Consider the following 19,985-nt stretch of genomic DNA (forward strand, 5'->3'; position numbering starts at 1 on the left):
TCGCGTGTCCCGCCCATGGGCTCATGACGGCGACACGGCCAGGTCACGCGGCCCGGCCGCAGCCAGCGGCGGCCGGGCCCGGTTCACGCAGCGGGGTGAAGCCGACATCCGGCTTCGTCCCGTACGCGCCGGGCTGGATGCCGAGCTCGTGGGTGGAGTGCTCGCCGAACCGGTTGATGTGCTCGGTCAGGTACGGCGAGATGCGGGCCAGGTCCTCCGGCTCGATCGTCCGGCCCTCTTCCTGGAGCTGGCGGGCGATCTCCACGACGCCCAGGGCGTTGTGAAAAACCTCCGCCCGGTACAGCGGCAGCGTGCCCTCCGGCAGCTCAACCTGGCGCCGTACGAACTCCACCGCCTGCTCCAGGACTTCCTCCGGCGAGGGGAAGCAGCCCATGCGCTGGTACGACTTCAGCATCGGCAGCAGGGCCAGCAGATGCTCGTCACCGTCCGTGGCATCGGCCGCCCACTGAAGCTCATCACGAGCCGGCGAGAAGAACAGAGGCAATTCATGCGCGGTGATCAGCCGCTTGAACCGCGGGTACGCGGTCCGCTCGATCGAGGTCACAGTCCCGCCCCGGGACCGGACGGCAACAACATCACGACCAACGACACTGAGCCGAACGGGTGACGGATCGAGATGTTCAGGGCTCCGAGACCAACTCATTGCCCCTTTGACCCGTGTCTGGGCGATACCCCGCGTACGGCCGCCCCGCCCTCAGGGACAGCGCACGACCTGGCCCGCGTAGGAGAGGTTCCCGCCGAAGGCGAACAGCAGCACCGGGTCGCCGGACGAGATGGCGCCCTGCTCGACGAGTTTGGAGAAGGCGAGCGGCACGCTCGCGGCCGAGGTGTTGCCGGACTCGGTGACGTCCCGCGCGACCACGGCGTTCACCGCGCCGATCTTCCGGGCGAGGGGTTCGACGATGCGCAGGTTCGCCTGGTGCAGGACGACCGCGGCCAGGTCCGCCGGCGCCAGCCCGGCCTTCTCGCAGACCTCGCGCGCGATGGACGGCAGCCGCGTGGTCGCCCAGCGGTACACGCTCTGCCCTTCCTGCGCGAACCGCGGCGGGGTCCCCTCGATCCGCACCGCGTGCCCCATCTCGGGCACCGAGCCCCACAGCACCGGGCCGACGCCGGGCTCCCGCGCGGCCTCCACCACCGCGGCACCCGCCCCGTCGCCGACGAGCACGCAGGTGGTGCGGTCGCTCCAGTCGGCCACGTCGGACATCTTGTCGGCGCCGATGACCAGGACGCGGCTCGCGGCGCCCGCGCGGACGGCGTGGTCGGCGGTGGCCAGGGCGTGGGTGAAGCCGGCGCACACCACGTTGACGTCCATCGCGGCGGGCGAGGGGATGCCGAGGCGGGCGGCGACCCGGGCGGCCATGTTCGGCGAGCGGTCGATGGCGGTGGACGTGGCGACCAGCACCAGGTCGACGTCGGCGGGTGCCCGCCCGGCCGCGGCGAGCGCCTTGGCGGCGGCGTGGGCGGCCAGTTCGTCGACGGGCTCGTCGGGCCCGGCGATCCGGCGGGTGCGGATGCCCACCCGGGTTCTGATCCACTCGTCGCTGGTGTCGACCATGCCCGCCAGGTCCTCGTTGGTGAGGACCCGGGCGGGCTGGTAGTGGCCGACGGCGGTGATGCGCGAGCCGTGCATGGGTGGATCCCCCTCGGTGCGGGTATGGCGGGATGCACCAGTGTGATCAGTGACCGGCGGGTACGACGGCAGGTGATCCGACAGGAATCGAGCGCCCGGCTTGTCGGCTTCCCTCACCCCGGACGCCCGGGCGGCCACCCGCGGAACCCGTCGGCCGGCCCTCCCGGGCCGTCCGGCGCACGACCGGGTGGCCTTTGCGCGGGTTCGTGCGGGGCGGGGCCGTGCCGGCCCGCACGCTCCGCCGGAGTCCGCCCTGCGGGCGGCGGGTAGGCAGGTAGGTGGGTAGGTCGGACGAGTCGAGGCAGACGCGGGCGACGACGGTGTGCGGGTACTGCGGAGCGGGCCGCGGCCGCACGCCGCACGTGCGGGACAATGGGATCGTGAAGGTCACCTCGCCGCAGGAGAACCCGGTGACCCACGGCACCCTGTGCGGCAAGGGCCGTTTCGGCCACCAGCACGTGCAGAACCGGGACTGAGCGGGACCGACCGGACGGGACTGATGGGGACATGGGACGAGTCACGGAACGACGCAAGGTGCTCCGGATCCGGGACGGGGCGGTCTCCAGCCGTCCGGACACGCTCGTCGCCGAGGAGCCCCTGGAGATCCGGCTGAACGGCCGGCCGCTGGCGATCACCATGCGCACCCCGGGCGACGACTTCGCGCTGGCCGCCGGATTCCTGGTGAGCGAGGGCGTGCTCGGCGACGCCCGCGACCTGCAGAGCATCGTCTACTGCGCCGGGGCGACCGCCGACGGGGCGAACACCTACAACGTGGTGGACGTGAAGACGGCGCCGGGCGTGACGATCCCCGACATCACCCTCGAACGCAACGTCTACACCACCTCCTCCTGCGGCCTGTGCGGCAAGGCCAGCCTGGACGCGGTGCGCACGACGGCCCGCTGGCCCGTCGCCGACACTCCCCCGCTGCGCCTCGGCCCCGAGCTGCTGGCGGGCCTGCCCGACCGGCTGCGCGCGGCCCAGCGCGTCTTCGACCGGACCGGGGGGCTGCACGCGGCGGCCCTGTTCGACGAGGACGGCGAGCTGCTGGACGTGCGGGAGGACGTGGGCCGCCACAACGCGGTCGACAAGCTGGTCGGACGGGCCCTGCGGGAGGGCGCCCTGCCCCTGTCGCGGAGCGTCCTGCTGGTCTCCGGCCGGGCCTCCTTCGAGCTGGCGCAGAAGGCGGTCATGGCCGGGATCCCGGTGCTGGCGGCGGTCTCGGCGCCGTCGTCCCTGGCGGTGGACCTGGCCGTGGAGACGGGGCTGACGCTGGTGGGCTTCCTGCGGGGCAGCTCCATGAACGTGTACGCGGGCGAGCACCGGATCGCCCTGCGGGCCGCGGCCGCCCAGGGCTGAACCGGCTCACCGCGGCACGGCGGCGGGACCCCGGCCGGCGGGGAGCGCCCCCTGCGCCACGAGGGCCCCGCCCCGGCCCCGCGCACCGCGGACACGCGGCGGCGTCGGCGCGGCGGTGCTCGTTCCCCTCGGTGACACACGCACGGTCCTTGTGGGACGTGGCGGCCTCCCACTAACGTCGTGGCGCGGCATCGGACATGGGATGTCCTGATGTCCGGACGAGTGGAACACCGACAGACACCGGACCACCGACACACGCCGAAGGGCAGGTCGCCGCATGCCGACAGGTCGCTCCGTTCCGCGAGGGCCCCGCGCCCGTCCCAGAACCACCCCGACCGCACTGCTCGTCCTGCTCGTCCTGGCCGTCACGGCCGCGGCGCCCTCCCCCGCGCACGCCCGGCGCCCCGCGTCCACGGCTCCGTTCGAGCAGCAGGTGCTCTTCAGGGCCTCCCAGGATCCCGGCTACGCCTGCTTCCGGATCCCGGCGGTCGTGCGGACCACCCGCGGCACGCTCCTGGCCTTCGCCGAGGGCCGCGTCCTCAACTGCGGGGACGCGGCCGACATCGACATCGTCCTCAAGCGCTCCACCGACGGCGGACGCACCTGGGGCCCGCTCCAGGTCGTCAACGACGGCGGCGGCGACACGCACGGCAACCCGGCCCCGGTCGTGGACCGCGCCACCGGCCGCATCCTGCTGGCGGAGACCTACAACCCGGGCCGTACGGACAGCGCGAACTGCTCCGTGCCGTGCGACCGCACCCCGTACCTGCAGTACAGCGACGACGACGGCCTGACCTGGTCGGAGCCGCGCGACCTGAGCGCGCAGATCCGCCCCGCGCACTGGAACTCCTGGTACGCCACCGGTCCCGTGCACGGCATCCAGCTCACCCGCGGCCGGCACGCCGGGCGTCTGGTCCTCGGCGTCAACACCGAGACGTGGGACGGCCACCGGGTCACCGCGAACCACGCCGCGCTCGTCGTCAGCGACGACGGCGGCGACCACTGGCGGATCGGCGCCACCGACTCCTGGCCGGTCGCCGAGGACGGCACGTTCCGCCAGAAGCCGTCGGAGCTGACCCTCACCGAACGCGCCGACGGAGCGGTCCTCGTCAGCGGCCGCGAACAGGACGGCACCGACCTCGGCCACCGCACCCAGACCGTCAGCCTCGACGGCGGGGACAGCTTCGCCACGCGCTTCAGGTCCCTGCCGAGCCTGTACACCCCCCAGGTCCAGGGCGCGACCCTGGCCTTCGGAGGCCGGCTCCTGCTCTCCGCCCCGGCCGACCCGGACCGCCGCCGGACCATGATGATCCGCTCCTCCTACGACGGCGGCGCCACCTGGGACAGCGTGGACCGCGGCACGCTCGTCACCCGCGACTGGTCCGGCTACTCCGACCTGGTGCGGATCGACGGCGCCACCGCGGGCCTGATGTACGAGGGCGGCACCGCCGACGCGCGCGACGAGATCCGTTTCGCCCGCTTCACCGAGGACTGGCTGGCACCGCGCCGCGGCCCGGACCCGGTCACCCGCGACCTCGCCGCGCCCGCCGTGCCCGCGGCCGTCCTCGGCGGCGCGCGGCGGACGGCCGGCGCGATCGGCGGCGCGCTGTCCTTCGACGGCGCCGACGACGCCGTACGGCTTCGCTTCCGGCCCCGGCTCCCGCTGGGCGCCGGGGACTTCACGGCGTCCCTGTGGTTCCGGTACACGGCCACGACCGGGGAGCAGCCGATGCTGTGGATGGGCGGCGTGGGCACCGGCCAGCCGCAGGTCTGGCTGCGCGGCGAGCCGGCCGAGGACCGCGTCCAGGGCCTGATCACCGTGCGCGACGGCGCCGCGCCCGCCCGGTCGGCGTACGTCCGCAGCACCGGCGCCCGCAACGACGGCCGCTGGCACCACCTCGCCCTGCGCCGCGGCGGCGGCCGGCTGACGCTCTTCCTCGACGGTACGGCGGTCGGCACCGCGGACGTGCCCGGCTCGGTCAGCCGCACCTCGCCCTTCGGCGTGCACGTCGGCCAGCGCGTGGACGGACGGGCGCACTTCACCGGATCGATCGACGACGTCCGGGTGTGGAACCGGGCTCTCACCGACGAGGAACTGGCCGCCGGCGTCCCGGCGCCGGCCGCCCGGGGCACCGTCCTGTGGCTCCCCCTGGATCATGTGAGCGGCAGCCGCTGACGTCCCCGGGCGTGCCCGACGGCACAGCACGGGCACGCCAGCGCGCCGGGAACCGGGACCGGCCCGCCGCCGGCCCCGGTTCCCGGCGCCGCGCCGCTCACCGGCCTCCCGGGGGCGACGACGGCGGCGGGCGGGACGGCGGTGTGCGGGACGACGGTGTGCAGGACAGCGGTGTGCGGGACGGCTCCGGACAGGACGGCGGCGGCCGCGGGCGCACCCCGTGCCGGCGGCGGGGGCCGTCCTGTGCCGAGCTGCGGCGTCGGCCGGCCGGAGACCGCCCGGGCGGCGGCGCGGCTCAGCCGGAACGCGGCCCTGTGCCGACCGCGGTCCGCGCCCCCGCGGCGGGCCGCGCGTCGCCGGTCTCGTCGACGGGGTCGTGGGAGCGGCGCCGGGCGATCACCGCGCCCACCATCAGCTGCATCTGGTGGAAGAGCATCAGCGGCAGCACGGCCAGCGAGGCGTGCGCGCCGAACAGCACGCTCGCCATCGGCAGTCCGGCGGCCAGGGACTTCTTCGAGCCCGCGAACTGGATGACGATCCGGTCCTCGCGGGAGAAGCGCAGCGCCTTGGCGCCGTACCAGGTCAGCGCGAGCATCACGGCGAGCAGGACGGCCTCGACGGCGAGCAGCCCGGCCAGCCGGGCGGGATCCAGCCGGTGCCAGACGCCCCGCACCACGCCCTGGCTGAAGGCGGTGTAGACGACGAGCAGGATCGAGCCGCGGTCGACGAGCCCGAGGACCTTCTTGTGCCGCGTGACGAACCCGCCGATCCAGCGGCGCAGCACCTGCCCGGCGAGGAACGGCACGAGGAGCTGGAGCACGATCCTCACCAGCGAGTCGGCGGACAGGCCCCCGCCCGCGCCGCCGAGCAGGGCGGCGGCCAGCAGCGGGGTGGCGACGACGCCGACGAGCGAGGAGAAGGAGCCGGCACAGATGGCGGCGGGCACGTTGCCGCGGGCGACGGAGGTGAACGCGATCGACGACTGGACGGTCGACGGCACCAGCGTCAGGAACAGCAGCCCCTGGTAGAGGGGGTCGGTCAGGAACACCGGGACGAGTCCGCGGGCCGCCAGGCCCAGCACCGGGAAGACGACGAAGGTGCAGGCCAGGACGGTGACGTGGAGCCGCCAGTGCTTCAGCCCTTCCAGCGCCTCACGGGTGGACAGGCGGGCGCCGTAGAGGAGGAACAGCAGGGCGATCGCCGCCGTCGAGGCACCCGAGGCCACGTCGGCGGCCGTCCCGCGCGCGGGGAGCAGCGCGGCCAGGCCCACCGTCGCGAGCAGGAGCAGGACGTACGGGTCGATCGGCATCCGACTCGGCCGGCGCAGGCGTTTCACGGTGCTCCACTTGGTCGGTGCTGTCAGCGGCAGGGGTGGTGTGCCCTCCTGGGTCAAGGGGCCCCCCTCCATCGTGCTCCCTCACCCGGCGATCGGGAATCCCGTACACCGCTCTCACTGTCATCACGTTCCGCGATAGCCTGGCGTCGTGTACGACCCGTCCCACCTGCGTACGTTCCTGTCGGTGGCCCAGACGCTGAGCTTCACGCAGGCGGCCCGGCGGCTCGGGCTGCGCCAGTCGACCGTCAGCCAGCACGTGCGGCGGCTGGAGGACGCCACGGGCCGGCCGCTGTTCACCCGCGACACCCACTCGGTGGAGCTGACCGAGGACGGCGAGGCGATGCTCGGCTTCGCGCGCCGGATCCTGGACGTGCACGAGCAGGCCACGGCGTTCTTCACCGGCACCCGGCCGCGGGGGCGGCTGCGCTTCGGCGCGTCGGAGGACTTCGTGCTGACCCGGCTGCCGGAGATCCTGGAGGGCTTCCGCCACGACCACCCCGAGGTCGACCTGGAGCTGACGGTGGAGCTGTCGGGCACGCTGCACGAGCAGCTGGCCGCCGGGAAGCTGGACCTGGTGCTGGCCAAGCGGCGCCCGCAGGACCCGCGCGGCGAGCTCGTCCGGCACGACCGGCTGGTGTGGATCGGCGCGGAGCGGCTGCGCCTGGACCCGGACCGGCCGGTGCCGCTCATCGTCTACCCGCCGCCCGGCATCACACGGGCACTCGCCCTGGAGGCGCTGCAGCGGCAGGGCCGCGAGTGGCGCGTCGTGTGCACGAGCGGCAGCCTCAACGGGCTGATCGCGGCTGCCCGCGCGGGCCTCGGCGTGATGGCGCACTCCCGGGGCCTGATCCCTCCCGGGCTGGTGCGGGTGCCCGACCGGGCGGGTCTGCCGGAGCTGGGGCGGGTCGACTTCGTCCTGGTCCACGGCCCGCGCCGCACCGCCGCCCGGGGCGCGGCGGACGCCCTGGCGGCTGCGGTCCTGGCGGGCGGGGAGCGGCTGCAGCGCCGGCGGCACGGGGACCCGTGACCGCGGGAGGCGCCCGGGTGACGGGATCCGGCGCACCGGCACCGGCACCGGAGGGAGCGGCGCCCGCGGCGCCGGCACGGGCCGGGGCGGTAAGCGGGGCGTACAGATTCGGTGGAGATTACGGCACCGAAACTTACCCGTCCGTCAGTTTCATGTCCGGCCCTTCCGGATGTGAGTGCATTTTCCCGGGCCGGCCGGCCCGTACCTGAGCACTGCTCCACTTTGCTCCCCTCCCGCCCCCCGGCCCGGTGGGGTAGCTTTCACGGCGCTGCGCGGGAGGGCCACGAAGAGCGGGGAGCGGGGTTTGCGCGAGTTCACCAATCCTCCGTTGGCGCCGGCACCGCCGGTGGGCGGGCTGGCCGACGTCGTCTTCCGGTACGCCCGGGAGGACCCGCTGCGCGTCGCGCTCGGCCGCAAGGACGACGCCGGGCGGTGGCGGGACGTGACCAGCGCCGAGTTCCGCGACGAGGTGCTCGCCCTGGCCAAGGGCCTGCTGGCCGGGGGGATCCGCTTCGGCGACCGGGTCGCGATCATGTCCCGCACCCGCTACGAGTGGACGCTGTTCGACTTCGCGCTGTGGACGATCGGCGCCCAGGTGGTGCCCGTCTACCCCACCTCGTCGGCCGAGCAGTGCTGGTGGATGCTGTACGACGCCGAGTGCACGGCCGCGATCGTGGAGCACGAGGACCACGCGATGACGATCGCCACCGTCATCGACCGGCTGCCGCGGCTGCGCCGGCTGTGGCAGCTCGACTCCGGCGCCGTCCAGGAGCTGTACGACGCCGGGGCCCACCTCGACGACGAGGTGGTGCACCGGCACCGGCAGGCGGTCACCCCCGACTCGGTCGCCACGATCGTCTACACCTCCGGCACCACCGGCCGCCCCAAGGGCTGCCTGCTCACCCACGGCAACTTCATGTACGAGGCGGACACCGTCGTCGAGCGCTGGGAGCCGGTGTTCCACACGAGGAAGGGCGACGAGGCGGCCACCTTGCTGTTCCTGCCGCTCGCGCACGTCTTCGGCCGGATGGTGCAGGTCGCCGGGGTCCGCGGCCGGGTCAAGTTCGGGCACCAGCCGCAGCTCAACGCGACGGCCCTGCTGCCCGACCTGGCCGCGTTCCGGCCGACGTTCGTCCTCGCGGTGCCGTACGTCTTCGAGAAGGTGTTCAACGCCGCCCGCCGCAAGGCGGAGAAGGAGGGCAGGGCCGGGGCGTTCGAGAAGGCCGTCGAGGTCGCCGTGAAGTACGCGGACGCCATGGAGGCCAGGGCGTGGGGCACCGGCCCCGGGCCGTCGGCCGGGCTGCGCGTGCAGCACCAGTTGTTCGACAAGCTCGTCTACTCCAAGGTGCGCGCCGCGATGGGCGGCCGCATCCGGCACGCGATGTCCGGGGGTTCGGCGATGGACCGGCGGCTCGGGCTGTTCTTCGCGGGCGCGGGCGTGCACATCTACGAGGGGTACGGCCTGACGGAGTCCACCGCCGCCGCGACCGCCAACCCGCCCGAGCGCACCCGGTACGGGACGGTCGGGCAGCCCGTCCCCGGCGTCACCGTGCACATCGCGGACGACGGCGAGGTCTGGCTGCGCGGCGACAACGTCTTCCAGGGCTACCTCAACAACCCCAAGGCCACCGACGAGGCCCTGCACGACGGCTGGCTGGCCACCGGGGACCTCGGCTCCCTCGACGAGGACGGCTACCTCACCATCACCGGCCGCAAGAAGGAGATACTGGTCACCTCGGGCGGAAAGAGCGTCTCGCCCGGGCCGCTGGAGGAGCGCGTACGGGACCACCCGCTGGTCAACCAGTGCATCCTGGTCGGCAACGACCGCCCCTACGTCGCCGCCCTCGTGACCCTCGACCAGGAGGCCGTCGAGCACTGGCTGGCGATGCGCAACAAACCGCGGATGACCCCGCAGCAGCTCGTGCGCGACCCGGAACTGGAGACGGAGGTGCGGCGCGCGGTGGTCACGGCCAACACCCTGGTCTCGCACTCCGAGTCGATCCGCACGTTCCGCATCCTGGCACAGCCGTTCACCGAGGAGCACGGGCTGCTCACTCCGTCGCTGAAACTGAAGCGCAAGGCGATCGAGAAGGCGTACGCGGACGAGATCGAGGCCCTGTACCACGCCTGAGACGTCCCGGCCCGGGTACTTTCTCCCACCGGAATCGTCCCATCAGGAATGCATCACGGCCCGTGATCGTTGACGATGGGAGTACCACCTGACCACAACCGTAAGGATCGAGAGCGCGTGAGCAGCAAGGTCCCCCCGATCACCCTGAACAACGGCGTCGAGATGCCCCAGCTGGGCTTCGGTGTCTGGCAGGTGCCGGACGACGAGGCGGAGTCGGCCGTCGCGACGGCGCTTCAGGCCGGGTACCGCAGCATCGACACAGCGGCGATCTACGGCAACGAAGAGGGCACCGGCAAGGCGATCGCCGCCTCCGGCATCCCCCGCGAGGAACTCTTCGTCACCACCAAGCTCTGGAACAGCGACCAGGGGTACGACTCCACGCTGCGCGCCTTCGACGCGTCCCTGGACAAGCTGGGTCTGGAGTACGTGGACCTGTACCTGATCCACTGGCCGCTGCCGGCCCGCGACACCTACGTCGACACCTACCGGGCGTTCGAGAAGCTGCACGCCGACGGCCGGATCCGCGCGATCGGTGTCTCGAACTTCCTTCCGGAGCACCTGGAGCGCCTGATCGGCGAGACGTCGGTGGTCCCGGCGGTCAACCAGATCGAACTCCACCCGCACCTGCAGCAGCACGCCGCGCGCGAGTACCACGCCGAGCAGGGCATCGCCACCGAGGCCTGGTCGCCGCTCGGCCAGGGCAAGGGCCTGCTGGAGGTCCCGGCGATCGTGGCCATCGCCCGCAAGCACGGCCGCACCCCGGCGCAGGTCGTGCTGCGCTGGCACCTCCAGCTCGGCAACGTCGTCATCCCGAAGTCGGTGACGCCGTCCCGGATCAAGGAGAACATCGAGGTCTTCGACTTCAGCCTGGACGCCGAGGACCTGGCGGCGATCAGCGCGCTGAACGAGGACCGGCGCCTGGGCCCCGACCCGGCGACGTTCGACATGGCGTGACGGAACGAGGGGACGGAGAAGGGGGAGGGCCCGGCCGGGCCCTCCCCCTTCTTCTGTCTTCTTCTGTTTCTCCCGGTGTTCCCCGTCCGGGCCGCACCCGGCCCGGGCGCTGCCCCCGGTCGCCGCCCGCCCGCCTGCCTTCCTGCCACGGCCCTGTGCCGCAGGGGGCTCACCGCCCGGCCCCGGTCTCAGCCGGTGCGGACCGCCGTGTGCACGGTGTGGGCGGCGAGGACGAACACGTCCGGGCGGCGGTGCACGCTCGCCTCGTCGGCGGGGTCGAGGAGCCGGTCGAGGGTGGCGCGGTCGTCGGCGTCGAGGTCGTCGGCGACGCCCTCGCGGAGGCGGGACAGGGACGCGGCGACGTAGGAACGGACCCGGTCCGTGGCCGGTGCGGGCAGGTCGAGGAGGAACGTGCGGGTCCTGGTGTGCTTCAGGCCCGCCGCGGCCAGCAGGGCCGGCCAGTCCTCCGTCTCCGCCACGTGGCCCGGCAGGTCGGCCCGCATCCGGGCGAACCACTTCTCCTCCAGCGCGTCGATCCGCGCCTGCAGGCCGGGCCGTCCGATGCCGATGTCGCGCGGCAGGAACCGGGCGGGCAGGCCGCCCTCCATCAGGGCCAGGGTGCCGCCGGGAGCCAGCCGCGCCGCGAAGGCCGCGAGGGCGGCCCGCTGGTCGCCGAGGTGATGCAGGCTGCGGCTCGCCCACAACAGGTCGGCCGGGTAGTCCAACTCGTCCAGCACGTCCGGGAGTTCACCGGCAATCGTGCCGAAGCGGTCGGCGGCCCCCTGCCGGGCGGCCCGGGCGCGGGCGCGCTCCAGCAGCGGTTCGGAGCTGTCCACCGCCACGACCCGCGCACCCGGGAACGTCTCGGCGAACAGGCACGCGATGACGCCGGGCCCGCTGCCCGCGTCGACGATCAGTCCGGGCTCGGTCACCTCCTTCGCCAGCCAGGCCAGGGCCCGTTCGTACAGCGGGGTGAACAGCTCGGCCTGGGATTCCAGCAGCGGGCCCATCTCGGCCCAGTCGATGTCGGTGTGGTCGTGGTGGTGCGCCATGGTGGTCAGCCTTTCGTCCGGATGGCGTCAGCGTGCGCCGACGCACCCGGGAAAGGCCACCGCTGTTGCCGGTCCCGCAAAAACGGGCCCGCGCGACCACGTGCCCGCCGGGGCCCGGCCGTGAGGACCGGGCCCCGGCGGGGTCACCCGCTCAGGACAGCGGCGGGTAGGCGTTGCGCATCAGCTCCTGGAACTGGGCCGAGAACCAGTGCCCGGACACCGGCGCGTCCGGCAGGGCGCCCGACGGGCTGTTGCCGTTGCGCGGGTTGCCGGTGTACGTCGGGTCGCACATCCGGTCGAAGCCCTTGCCCTCGTCATTGTCGATGGCCTTGCTGGAGCCGTCGGACTCCCCCGGCGGCTTCATCCAGACGTAGGCGTCGATGCCGGGCTCCGGGTTGGCCTGCGGGCGCTCGCCGAGGCCGGCCCCGGACTGGTTGCACCAGTTGCCCATGTGGATGCGGCGGTCGATGCGGCCGCCGTTGACGTAGGTGTCCACGTCCGTCCTGGCGCCCGGTCCGGTGGGCCGGGCGGAGCCGCCCCAGCCGTTGCGGGAGGTGTCGATCAGCATGCCGACCTTGGAGTCGAAGCCCAGCCGGGCGGCCTCGTTGCGGAAGGCCTGGGCGAAGGACAGCTCGTCGGTGTACCGGTTCCAGTCCACCCACTTCGACTCGCGCACCGACTTGCCGTTCACGGAGTCGTTGATCGAGAAGTACACCTCCTTCAGGGCGCTGTAGTTGGCGGTGTTGGTGATGAAGCCGTGGACGTCGCCCACGGTGGCGCCCTCGGCCGTCGCGGCCTGCTTGATCATCTGGACCGACGCCGAGAAGTTGTCGTCCCAGCCGATCCAGCCGTGGTGCCCGGCGTCCACGTAGTTGTAGACGTTGGGCACGTCACCGAGCTTGTTGAGCGCGTAGCCGACGCCCTTGACGTAGTTGCCGTTGGCCTTCATGGTGTCGCAGTTGGGGGTGGCGGTGGGCCGCGGCGTGACGTTGGTGACGAGGTTGGGCAGCGAGTCGATCTCGACCGTGGTGACGATCCTCAGGTCCTTGTACTTGGCGTCGCCGAGGATGGCCGCGATCGGGTCGATGTACTGCGTCTTGTACTTGTCGATCTCGTCCGCCTTCAGCTCGCCGTTGGAGGCGAGGGCCGCGCAGTCGCGGCCGGGCAGGTTGTAGATCACCAGCTGGACGACGAGCTCGCCGCTGCCCTTCTGCTTCAGGGCCTCGTCGAGGTGGGCGCGCAGCCCCATGCCGCCGTTGACGCCGTTGATCGCGGCGATCCGGTCCAGCCACACGCCGGTGGGCTGGTTGGAGATGCGGCTGCCGCCCGGTTCGGCGGCGGCCTTCGCGGACCACTCGGGGTTCACGTACACCTTGGCGCCGGCGTACGGGTTGTCGACCCGGGCACCGCCGGTGGGGGGCGGGTCGGTGGGTCCGCCGGGTCCGCCGCTGCCGTCGTCGACGTTGCAGGTCACGCCGTCGAGGGTGAAGGTGGCGGGGACCGCGTTGCTGCCGCTGTAGGTGCCCTGGAGGCCGAAGCTGACCGAACTCCCGGTCGCCAGTGTCCCGTTGTAGGACTCGTTGGCGGCGGTAACGGCGGTGCCGCTCTGGCTGAGCTTGGCGTTCCAGCCGCTGGTGACCTTCTGGGTGCCGGCGTACGACCACTTCAGCGACCACGCCGACTTGGCGGCGCCGTTGTTGGTGACGGTCACGGCGGCGGTGAAGCCGGAGCCCCAGTCGTTCTGCACCTTGTAGTCGACGGTGCAGGGGACGGCGGCGGTGCCGGCGCCTCCGGGGTCGACGGCGAGGGCCGTCCCGGAGGCCCCGGCGGTCAGCGCCAGGGCGGCGAGCAGTGCGGTACTCGTGCGACTCATGAGTGGGGGTTTCCTATCCGTAGGGATGCGTCGGAACGTTCCGTCCGGGCAGCGCGGGCGAGGGTCGCGCGGCTCGCTGCCGTACGGGGCGGGGGTGCGTCGCGGCGGGCGGGCCCGAGGGTGCGGCCCCGAGTGGTCCGGGCGGGCCCGGGAGCGCGGCCCCGGATGGTCCGGGCCGCCTCCCGCCTCACGGCCGGGTCTGCGGGCCGTGGGGCGGCCGCCCGGTCCGGGCGGAGCCGGTGGGGCGGGCGGGGCACGACGGCCGGGACGTCCCGGGGCTTTGCCGGCCGCCGTCGCGGGACCCTTGGGGCCGGTGTCCCGCCGACGGGCGGCACGGTGCTCCGCCGGGCGGGCGGACGCGTCCGCCGGCGCCGTGCCGGCCGGTGCGACCGCACCGCCGCACGGGGGCGGCGGCGGGCGCAGCGGCTGAAAGTACTGAACGCGGGGGGTGTCGCATGAGCGAGTCCTTGCAGTTCGGGCCCGTGACGGACGTGCCGACTGATGGAATCGCTCCCACTGGTGTCACCGAAGCTAGCGCCAAGTGACGGCAAAGAACAGGGGAGTCACCGACTTTCGCCCAACTCTCCTTGTCGAATCTTTTCGACTCCTCGAACATCTTGACCCCTCCCACCCCCGTCCCCACTATGGGAGCGCTCCCACTGGTTCAGGCCTTGTCTTCACTCCAGCCGCGAGGAGGAACCAGCACCATGCATCCCCCACCCAGGAGACGCAGAGCCTTACGGCGGCTGTGGACCGCCGCAGCAGCAGTTCTCGCGCTTCCGCTGACGATGCTCTCCGCGGGGCCGGCCCCCGCCCGGGCGGCGGCGGTCCAGTGCGGCGTCGACTACCGGACGAACGACTGGGGCTCCGGTTTCACCGCCGAGCTGACCCTCACCAACCGCGGCACGGACGTGATCGACGGCTGGACGCTGACGTACTCCTACGCGGGCAACCAGAAGCTGCAGGGCGGCGGCTGGAACGGCGCCTGGTCGCAGTCCGGCCAGGCGGTCACCGTGAAGAACGCCTCGTACAACGGGCGGATCGCCGCCGGTGCCGCCGTCTCCACCGGCGCGCAGTTCACCTACAGCGGCACCAACACCGCCCCCGCCTCCTTCGCGGTGAACGGCACCCCGTGCACCGGCGCGCACCAGCCGCCGATCACCGTGCTGACCAGCCCCGCCGCCGGCGCCGTCTACACCCAGGGCGAGGCGGTCCCGCTGGCGGCCACCGCGGCGGCGGCCGACGACGCCACGATCAGCAAGGTCGAGTTCTACGACGACACCAGGCTGCTGGGCACGGACACGAGCGCGCCCTACGCGCTCTCCGTCTCCGATCTGGCCGTGGGCAATCATTCGCTGCTGGCGAAGGCGTACGACAGCCTCGGCGCCTCCGCGGAGTCCACCCCGGTCGGCATCACGGTCGCCTCCGGCCCGACGGTCGTCGCCTCGCCGTCCCAACTGGGCGTCCAGCAGGGCAAGACGGGCACCTACGACGTGAAGCTGTCGAAGCAGCCGAGCGCGAACGTCACCGTGACGACCGCCCGCGCGAGCGGCAACACGAACCTGACCGTCACCGGCGGCGCCACCCTCACCTTCACCCCGCAGAACTGGAACACCGCGCAGAAGGTGACCGTCAGCGCCGGCTCCTCCGGCACCGGCTCGGCCGTCTTCGAGTCGACGGCGCCCGGGCACGCCAAGGCCGCCGTCACCGTGACGCAGCTCGGGGCCACGAAGGAGTACGACGCGCGCTTCCTGGAGCTGTACGGGAAGATCACCAACCCGGCGAACGGCTACTTCTCGCCCGAGGGCATCCCCTACCACTCGGTCGAGACGCTGATCGTCGAGGCCCCCGACCACGGGCACGAGACCACCTCGGAGGCCTACAGCTACCTGCTCTGGCTGCAGGCCATGTACGGCAAGGTCACGGGCGACTGGTCCAAGTTCAACGGCGCCTGGGAGATCATGGAGAAGTACATGATCCCCACCCACGCCGACCAGCCGACCAACTCCTCCTACAACGCCTCCAAGCCGGCGACGTACGCGCCGGAGTACGACACGCCCAACGAGTACCCCTCCAAGCTCGACGCCGGCGTCTCCGTCGGCCCGGACCCGATCGCGGGCGAGCTGAAGAGCGCGTACGGCACGGACGACGTCTACGGCATGCACTGGCTCCAGGACGTGGACAACGTGTACGGCTACGGCAACTCGCCCGGCAAGTGCGAGGCGGGCCCGTCGGACACCGGACCGTCGTACATCAACACCTTCCAGCGCGGGCCGCAGGAGTCGGTGTGGGAGACGGTGCCGCAGCCGACCTGCGACGCCTTCAAGTACGGCGGCAAGAACGGCTACCTGGACCTGTTCACCGGTGACGCGTCCTACGCCAAGCAGTGGAAGTTCACCAACGCCCCGGACGCCGACGCGCGGGCCGTGCAGGCCGCGTACTGGGCGGACATCTGGGCGAAGGAGCAGGGCAAGGGCTCCCAGGTCTCCGCGACCGTCGCCAAGGCCGCGAAGATGGGCGACTACCTGCGCTACGCCCTGTTCGACAAGTACTTCAAGAAGATCGGCAACTGCACGAGCCCCTCGTGCCCGGCCGGCACCGGCAAGGACGCCTCGCACTACCTGCTGTCCTGGTACTACGCCTGGGGCGGCGCGGTGGACACCTCCGCGGGCTGGGCCTGGCGCATCGGCTCCAGCCACGCCCACGGCGGCTACCAGAACCCGCTGGCGGCGCACGCGCTCGCCAACTACGCCCCGCTGAAGCCGAAGTCGGCGACGGGCGCGGCGGACTGGGCCAAGTCGATGGACCGGCAGCTGGAGTTCTACCGCTGGCTGCAGTCCGCCGAGGGCGCCATCGCGGGCGGCGCGACCAACAGCTGGGCGGGCCGCTACGCGACCCCGCCGGCCGGCAAGTCGACCTTCTACGGCATGTACTACGACGAGAAGCCCGTGTACCACGACCCGCCGTCCAACCAGTGGTTCGGCTTCCAGGCGTGGTCCATGGAGCGGGTCGCCGAGCTGTACCAGCAGACGGGGAACGCGCAGGCCAAGGCGGTCCTCGACAAGTGGGTCGACTGGGCGCTGGAGCACACCACGGTCAACCCGGACGGCACCTTCCGGATCCCCTCGACGCTGCAGTGGTCGGGCCAGCCCGACACCTGGAACGCGTCGAGCCCGGGCGCCAACAACTCGCTGCACGTCACCGTCGTCGACTACACCAACGACGTCGGCGTGGCCGCCGCATACGCCAAGACGCTGACGTACTACGCGGACCGCTCCGGCGACAGCGAGGCGGCGGGCACGGCGAAGGCGCTGCTGGACGGCATGTGGGAGAACCACCAGGACGACCTCGGCATCGCCGTCCCGGAGACCCGCGCCGACTACAACCGCTTCGACGACCCGGTCTACGTGCCGAGCGGCTGGACCGGCACCATGCCGAACGGCGACGCGATCAACTCCTCGTCGACGTTCGACTCCATCCGCTCCTTCTACGAGGACGACCCGGCCTGGTCGAAGATCGAGGCGTACCTGGCGGGCGGGGCCGCGCCCACCTTCACGTACCACCGGTTCTGGGCCCAGGCGGACATCGCCACCGCCATGGGTTCGTACGCGGAGCTCCTGGAATAAGTCCCCGCTGAATGCTCCGCGTACCGCCGGGCGGCCCTCACCCGCACTGAGGGCCGCCCGGTCGCGCGTCTCCTCCCCCTCCCCCTCCCCACTCCCCCGGAAGGGAGCCCCACCGTGCGAAGAACCCGCCTGCTCACGGCCGTGCTGGCGCTCGCCGCCGGTCTCCTCGCGGGCGCGCCGCCCGCGCCGGCCGCCGAGCAGCCGAAGGCGTCCGTCGCCGCCTACACCTACACCTGGAAGAACGCCCGGATCGACGGCGGCGGTTTTGTCCCCGGCATCGTCTTCAACCGCACCGAGAAGAACCTCGCCTACGCCCGCACCGACATCGGCGGCGCCTACCGCTGGCAGGAGGCGACGAAGACCTGGACCCCGCTGCTGGACCACGTCGGCTGGGACGACTGGGGCCACACGGGCGTGGTCAGCCTCGCCTCCGACCCCGTCGACCCGGACCGGGTGTACGCGGCCGTGGGCACGTACACCAACGACTGGGACCCGGGCAACGGCGCGGTGCTGCGTTCCTCGGACCGGGGCGCGAGCTGGCGCAGGGCCGACCTGCCGTTCAAGCTGGGCGGCAACATGCCCGGCCGCGGCATGGGCGAGCGGCTGGCCGTGGACCCGAACAGGAACAGCGTGCTGTACCTGGGCGCGCCCAGCGGCAAGGGCCTGTGGCGGTCCACGGACTCGGGGGCGACCTGGTCGCAGGTGGCGAACTTCCCCAACCCCGGGAACTACGTCCAGGACCCGGGCGACACCAGCGGCTACGCGAGCGACAACCAGGGCATCGTCTGGGTCACCTTCGACGAGTCCACCGGCACGTCCGGGACCGCGACGAAGACGGTCTACGTGGGGGTCGCCGACCAGGACAACGCGGTGTACCGCTCGACGGACGCGGGCGCGACCTGGCAGCGGCTGGCCGGGCAGCCGACCGGCCACCTGGCCCACAAGGGCGTCCTCGACGCGGAGAACGGCCACCTCTACCTCGCGTACAGCGACAAGGGCGGCCCCTACGACGGCGGCAAGGGCCGGCTGTGGCGGTACACGACCGCGACCGGCACCTGGACGGACATCAGCCCCGTCGCCGAGGCCGACACCTCCTACGGCTTCAGCGGGCTGACCGTCGACCGGCAGAGACCCGGCACGGTGATGGCCACGGCGTACAGCTCCTGGTGGCCGGACACCCAGATCTTCCGCTCCACGGACAGCGGCGCGACCTGGACGAAGGCGTGGGACTACACGTCGTACCCGACCCGCGAGAACCGCTACACGATGGACGTGTCGTCGTCGCCGTGGCTGACGTGGGGCGCGAACCCCTCGCCGCCCGAGCAGACGCCGAAACTCGGCTGGATGACGGAGTCGCTGGAGATCGACCCGTTCGACTCCGACCGCATGATGTACGGCACCGGTGCGACGATCTACGGCACCGAGAACCTCACCGACTGGGACAAGGGAAGCAGGTTCACCATCACGCCGATGGTGCGGGGCCTGGAGGAGACCGCGGTCAACGACCTGGTCTCTCCCCCGTCGGGCGCCCCGCTGCTCAGCGCCCTCGGCGACATCGGCGGCTTCCGGCACACCGACCTCACCAAGGTCCCGGCGATGATGTACACCCAGCCGAACTTCACCACCACGACCAGCCTCGACTTCGCCGAGGCGAACCCGGACACGGTGGTCCGGGCCGGCAACCTGGACTCCGGCCCGCACATCGCGTTCTCCACCGACAACGGCGCCAACTGGTTCGCGGGGAGCGACCCTTCGGGCGTCAGCGGCGGCGGCACGGTCGCGGCGGCGGCCGACGGCAGCCGGTTCGTGTGGAGCCCGCAGGGCACAGGCGTGCACCACACGACCGGGTTCGGCACGTCCTGGTCGGCGTCCAGCGGCATCCCGGCGGGCGCGGTCGTCGAGTCCGACCGGGTCGACCCGAAGACCTTCTACGGCTTCAAGTCCGGGAAGTTCTACGTCAGTACGGACGGTGGCGCGACGTTCGAGGAGTCCGCGGCGAGCGGCCTGCCCGCCGGCGACAGCGTCCGCTTCAAGGCGCTGCCCGGCGGGAAGGGCGACATCTGGCTGGCGGGCGGCGCCCCGGACGGCGCGTACGGGCTGTGGCACTCCACGGACGGCGGAGCGAGCTTCGCCAGGCTCGCGGGCGTCGAGCAGGCCGACACGATCGGCTTCGGCAAGGCGGCGGCCGGCGCCTCGTACCAGACGCTCTACACCAGCGCGAAGATCGGCGGCGTCCGCGGCATCTTCCGCTCGACCGACAAGGGGGCGACCTGGACCCGCATCAACGACGACGCCCACCAGTGGGGCTGGACGGGCGCGGCGATCACCGGTGACCCCCGGGTGTACGGGCGGGTGTACGTCGCGACCAACGGCCGCGGGGTCGTCTACGGCGACACCTCCGGCACCGGCGGGGACGACGGCGGCGGCCCGGCACCGGCCGGCGCCTGCACGGTGACGTACCAGGTCACCAACCAGTGGCCGGGCGGCTTCCAGGCGGAGGTGCAGCTCGCCAACACGGGGACGAGCGCCTGGGACGGCTGGTCGCTCGGCTGGACGTTCGCGGACGGCCAGCAGGTGTCCCAGCTGTGGAACGCCGGCTTCACGCAGTCCGGTCCCGCGGTGACCGTGCGGAACACCGGCTGGAACGGCAAGGTGGCGGCCGGCTCGTCGGTGGTCTTCGGCTTCACGGGGAGCTGGTCGGGGACGAACACGGAACCGGCCGCGTTCAGGCTGGGCGACCGCGGCTGCACGGTGAAGTGAGCCGGTCACCGGGGGCGCGCCGGAACGCCCGCGCCCCCGG

12 protein-coding genes and 1 pseudogene are annotated in these 19,985 nt (G+C 72.6%); 8 read left to right on the forward strand and 5 right to left on the reverse strand.

What is annotated here, in order from left to right; all coding sequences use genetic code 11:
• Positions 1 to 43: 43 nt before the first annotated feature.
• Together AB0L29_RS22995 and AB0L29_RS23000 are read right to left on the reverse strand one after the other, a co-directional pair.
• A complete protein-coding gene (locus AB0L29_RS22995) occupies positions 44 to 565 on the reverse strand; it encodes a DUF4158 domain-containing protein (RefSeq protein ID WP_365829596.1) in 522 nt (173 codons plus the stop codon).
• Between the two features lie 150 nt (positions 566 to 715).
• Positions 716 to 1,654, reverse strand: coding sequence for a beta-ketoacyl-ACP synthase III (locus AB0L29_RS23000; protein ID WP_365829597.1), 939 nt, complete (start codon positions 1,652 to 1,654; stop codon positions 716 to 718).
• Between the two features lie 290 nt (positions 1,655 to 1,944).
• Between AB0L29_RS23000 and AB0L29_RS23005 the strand changes: the two are divergent.
• The 3 genes and pseudogenes from AB0L29_RS23005 to AB0L29_RS23015 form a co-directional block, all read left to right on the forward strand.
• Positions 1,945 to 2,130: pseudogene (locus AB0L29_RS23005) on the forward strand (Fe-S-binding domain-containing protein); the annotation flags it as partial.
• A 31-nt stretch (positions 2,131 to 2,161) separates the two neighbouring features.
• The gene (gene fdhD, locus AB0L29_RS23010) at positions 2,162 to 3,010 is read left to right on the forward strand and encodes a formate dehydrogenase accessory sulfurtransferase FdhD (protein ID WP_365829598.1); all 849 of its coding nucleotides are present in this window, start codon (positions 2,162 to 2,164) and stop codon (positions 3,008 to 3,010) included.
• A gap of 277 nt (positions 3,011 to 3,287) precedes the next feature.
• On the forward strand, positions 3,288 to 5,186 hold the full coding sequence (locus AB0L29_RS23015; protein WP_365829599.1) for a sialidase family protein: 1,899 nt from the start codon (positions 3,288 to 3,290) through the stop codon (positions 5,184 to 5,186).
• A gap of 295 nt (positions 5,187 to 5,481) precedes the next feature.
• On the opposite strand, the gene AB0L29_RS23020 is transcribed toward AB0L29_RS23015, so the two are convergent.
• Complete coding sequence (locus tag AB0L29_RS23020; RefSeq protein ID WP_365829654.1) at positions 5,482 to 6,495, reverse strand: bile acid:sodium symporter family protein; 1,014 nt, start codon at positions 6,493 to 6,495, stop codon at positions 5,482 to 5,484.
• 175 nt (positions 6,496 to 6,670) lie between these two features.
• Between AB0L29_RS23020 and AB0L29_RS23025 the strand changes: the two genes are divergently transcribed.
• The 3 genes from AB0L29_RS23025 (at position 6,671) to AB0L29_RS23035 (ending at position 10,634) form a co-directional block, all read left to right on the forward strand.
• Complete coding sequence (locus AB0L29_RS23025; RefSeq protein WP_365829600.1) at positions 6,671 to 7,549, forward strand: LysR substrate-binding domain-containing protein; 879 nt, start codon at positions 6,671 to 6,673, stop codon at positions 7,547 to 7,549.
• Between the two features lie 304 nt (positions 7,550 to 7,853).
• A complete protein-coding gene (locus AB0L29_RS23030; protein WP_365829601.1) occupies positions 7,854 to 9,680 on the forward strand; it encodes an AMP-dependent synthetase/ligase in 1,827 nt (608 codons plus the stop codon).
• Between the two features lie 117 nt (positions 9,681 to 9,797).
• Positions 9,798 to 10,634 carry an aldo/keto reductase gene (locus AB0L29_RS23035; RefSeq protein WP_365829602.1) on the forward strand — a complete coding sequence of 279 codons (837 nt, stop codon included), beginning with the start codon at positions 9,798 to 9,800 and terminating at the stop codon, positions 10,632 to 10,634.
• Between the two features lie 188 nt (positions 10,635 to 10,822).
• On the opposite strand, the gene AB0L29_RS23040 is transcribed toward AB0L29_RS23035, so the two are convergent.
• The gene (locus AB0L29_RS23040) at positions 10,823 to 11,686 is read right to left on the reverse strand and encodes a methyltransferase (protein ID WP_365829603.1); all 864 of its coding nucleotides are present in this window, start codon (positions 11,684 to 11,686) and stop codon (positions 10,823 to 10,825) included.
• A 151-nt stretch (positions 11,687 to 11,837) separates the two neighbouring features.
• Positions 11,838 to 13,559: a glycoside hydrolase family 6 protein gene (locus AB0L29_RS23045; RefSeq protein ID WP_365829604.1), complete on the reverse strand. Its 1,722-nt coding sequence runs from the start codon at positions 13,557 to 13,559 to the stop codon at positions 11,838 to 11,840.
• A 707-nt stretch (positions 13,560 to 14,266) separates the two neighbouring features.
• Here AB0L29_RS23045 and AB0L29_RS23050 point away from each other — a divergent pair.
• Both AB0L29_RS23050 and AB0L29_RS23055 read left to right on the forward strand, forming a co-directional pair.
• Complete coding sequence (locus tag AB0L29_RS23050) at positions 14,267 to 17,185, forward strand: glycoside hydrolase family 48 protein (protein ID WP_365829605.1); 2,919 nt, start codon at positions 14,267 to 14,269, stop codon at positions 17,183 to 17,185.
• Between the two features lie 114 nt (positions 17,186 to 17,299).
• Entirely contained in the window at positions 17,300 to 19,945 is a 2,646-nt protein-coding gene (locus AB0L29_RS23055) for a cellulose binding domain-containing protein (RefSeq protein WP_365829606.1), read from the forward strand.
• The last annotated feature ends 40 nt before the right edge of the window (positions 19,946 to 19,985 follow it).

This window comes from Streptomyces sp. NPDC052701, from assembly GCF_040678355.1.
Lineage (GTDB): Bacteria > Actinomycetota > Actinomycetes > Streptomycetales > Streptomycetaceae > Streptomyces.

Bases quoted from the DNA above. Each gene is read 5' to 3' on its own strand.
- AB0L29_RS23000 (WP_365829597.1), bottom strand. From the start codon at position 1,654: ATGCACGGCTCGCGCATCACCGCCGTCGGCCACTACCAGCCCGCCCGG.
- fdhD (WP_365829598.1), top strand. From the start codon at position 2,162: ATGGGACGAGTCACGGAACGACGCAAGGTGCTCCGGATCCGGGACGGG.
- AB0L29_RS23015 (WP_365829599.1), top strand. From the start codon at position 3,288: ATGCCGACAGGTCGCTCCGTTCCGCGAGGGCCCCGCGCCCGTCCCAGA.
- AB0L29_RS23020 (WP_365829654.1), bottom strand. From the start codon at position 6,495: ATGCCGATCGACCCGTACGTCCTGCTCCTGCTCGCGACGGTGGGCCTG.
- AB0L29_RS23040 (WP_365829603.1), bottom strand. From the start codon at position 11,686: ATGGCGCACCACCACGACCACACCGACATCGACTGGGCCGAGATGGGC.
- AB0L29_RS23045 (WP_365829604.1), bottom strand. From the start codon at position 13,559: ATGAGTCGCACGAGTACCGCACTGCTCGCCGCCCTGGCGCTGACCGCC.
- AB0L29_RS23050 (WP_365829605.1), top strand. From the start codon at position 14,267: ATGCATCCCCCACCCAGGAGACGCAGAGCCTTACGGCGGCTGTGGACC.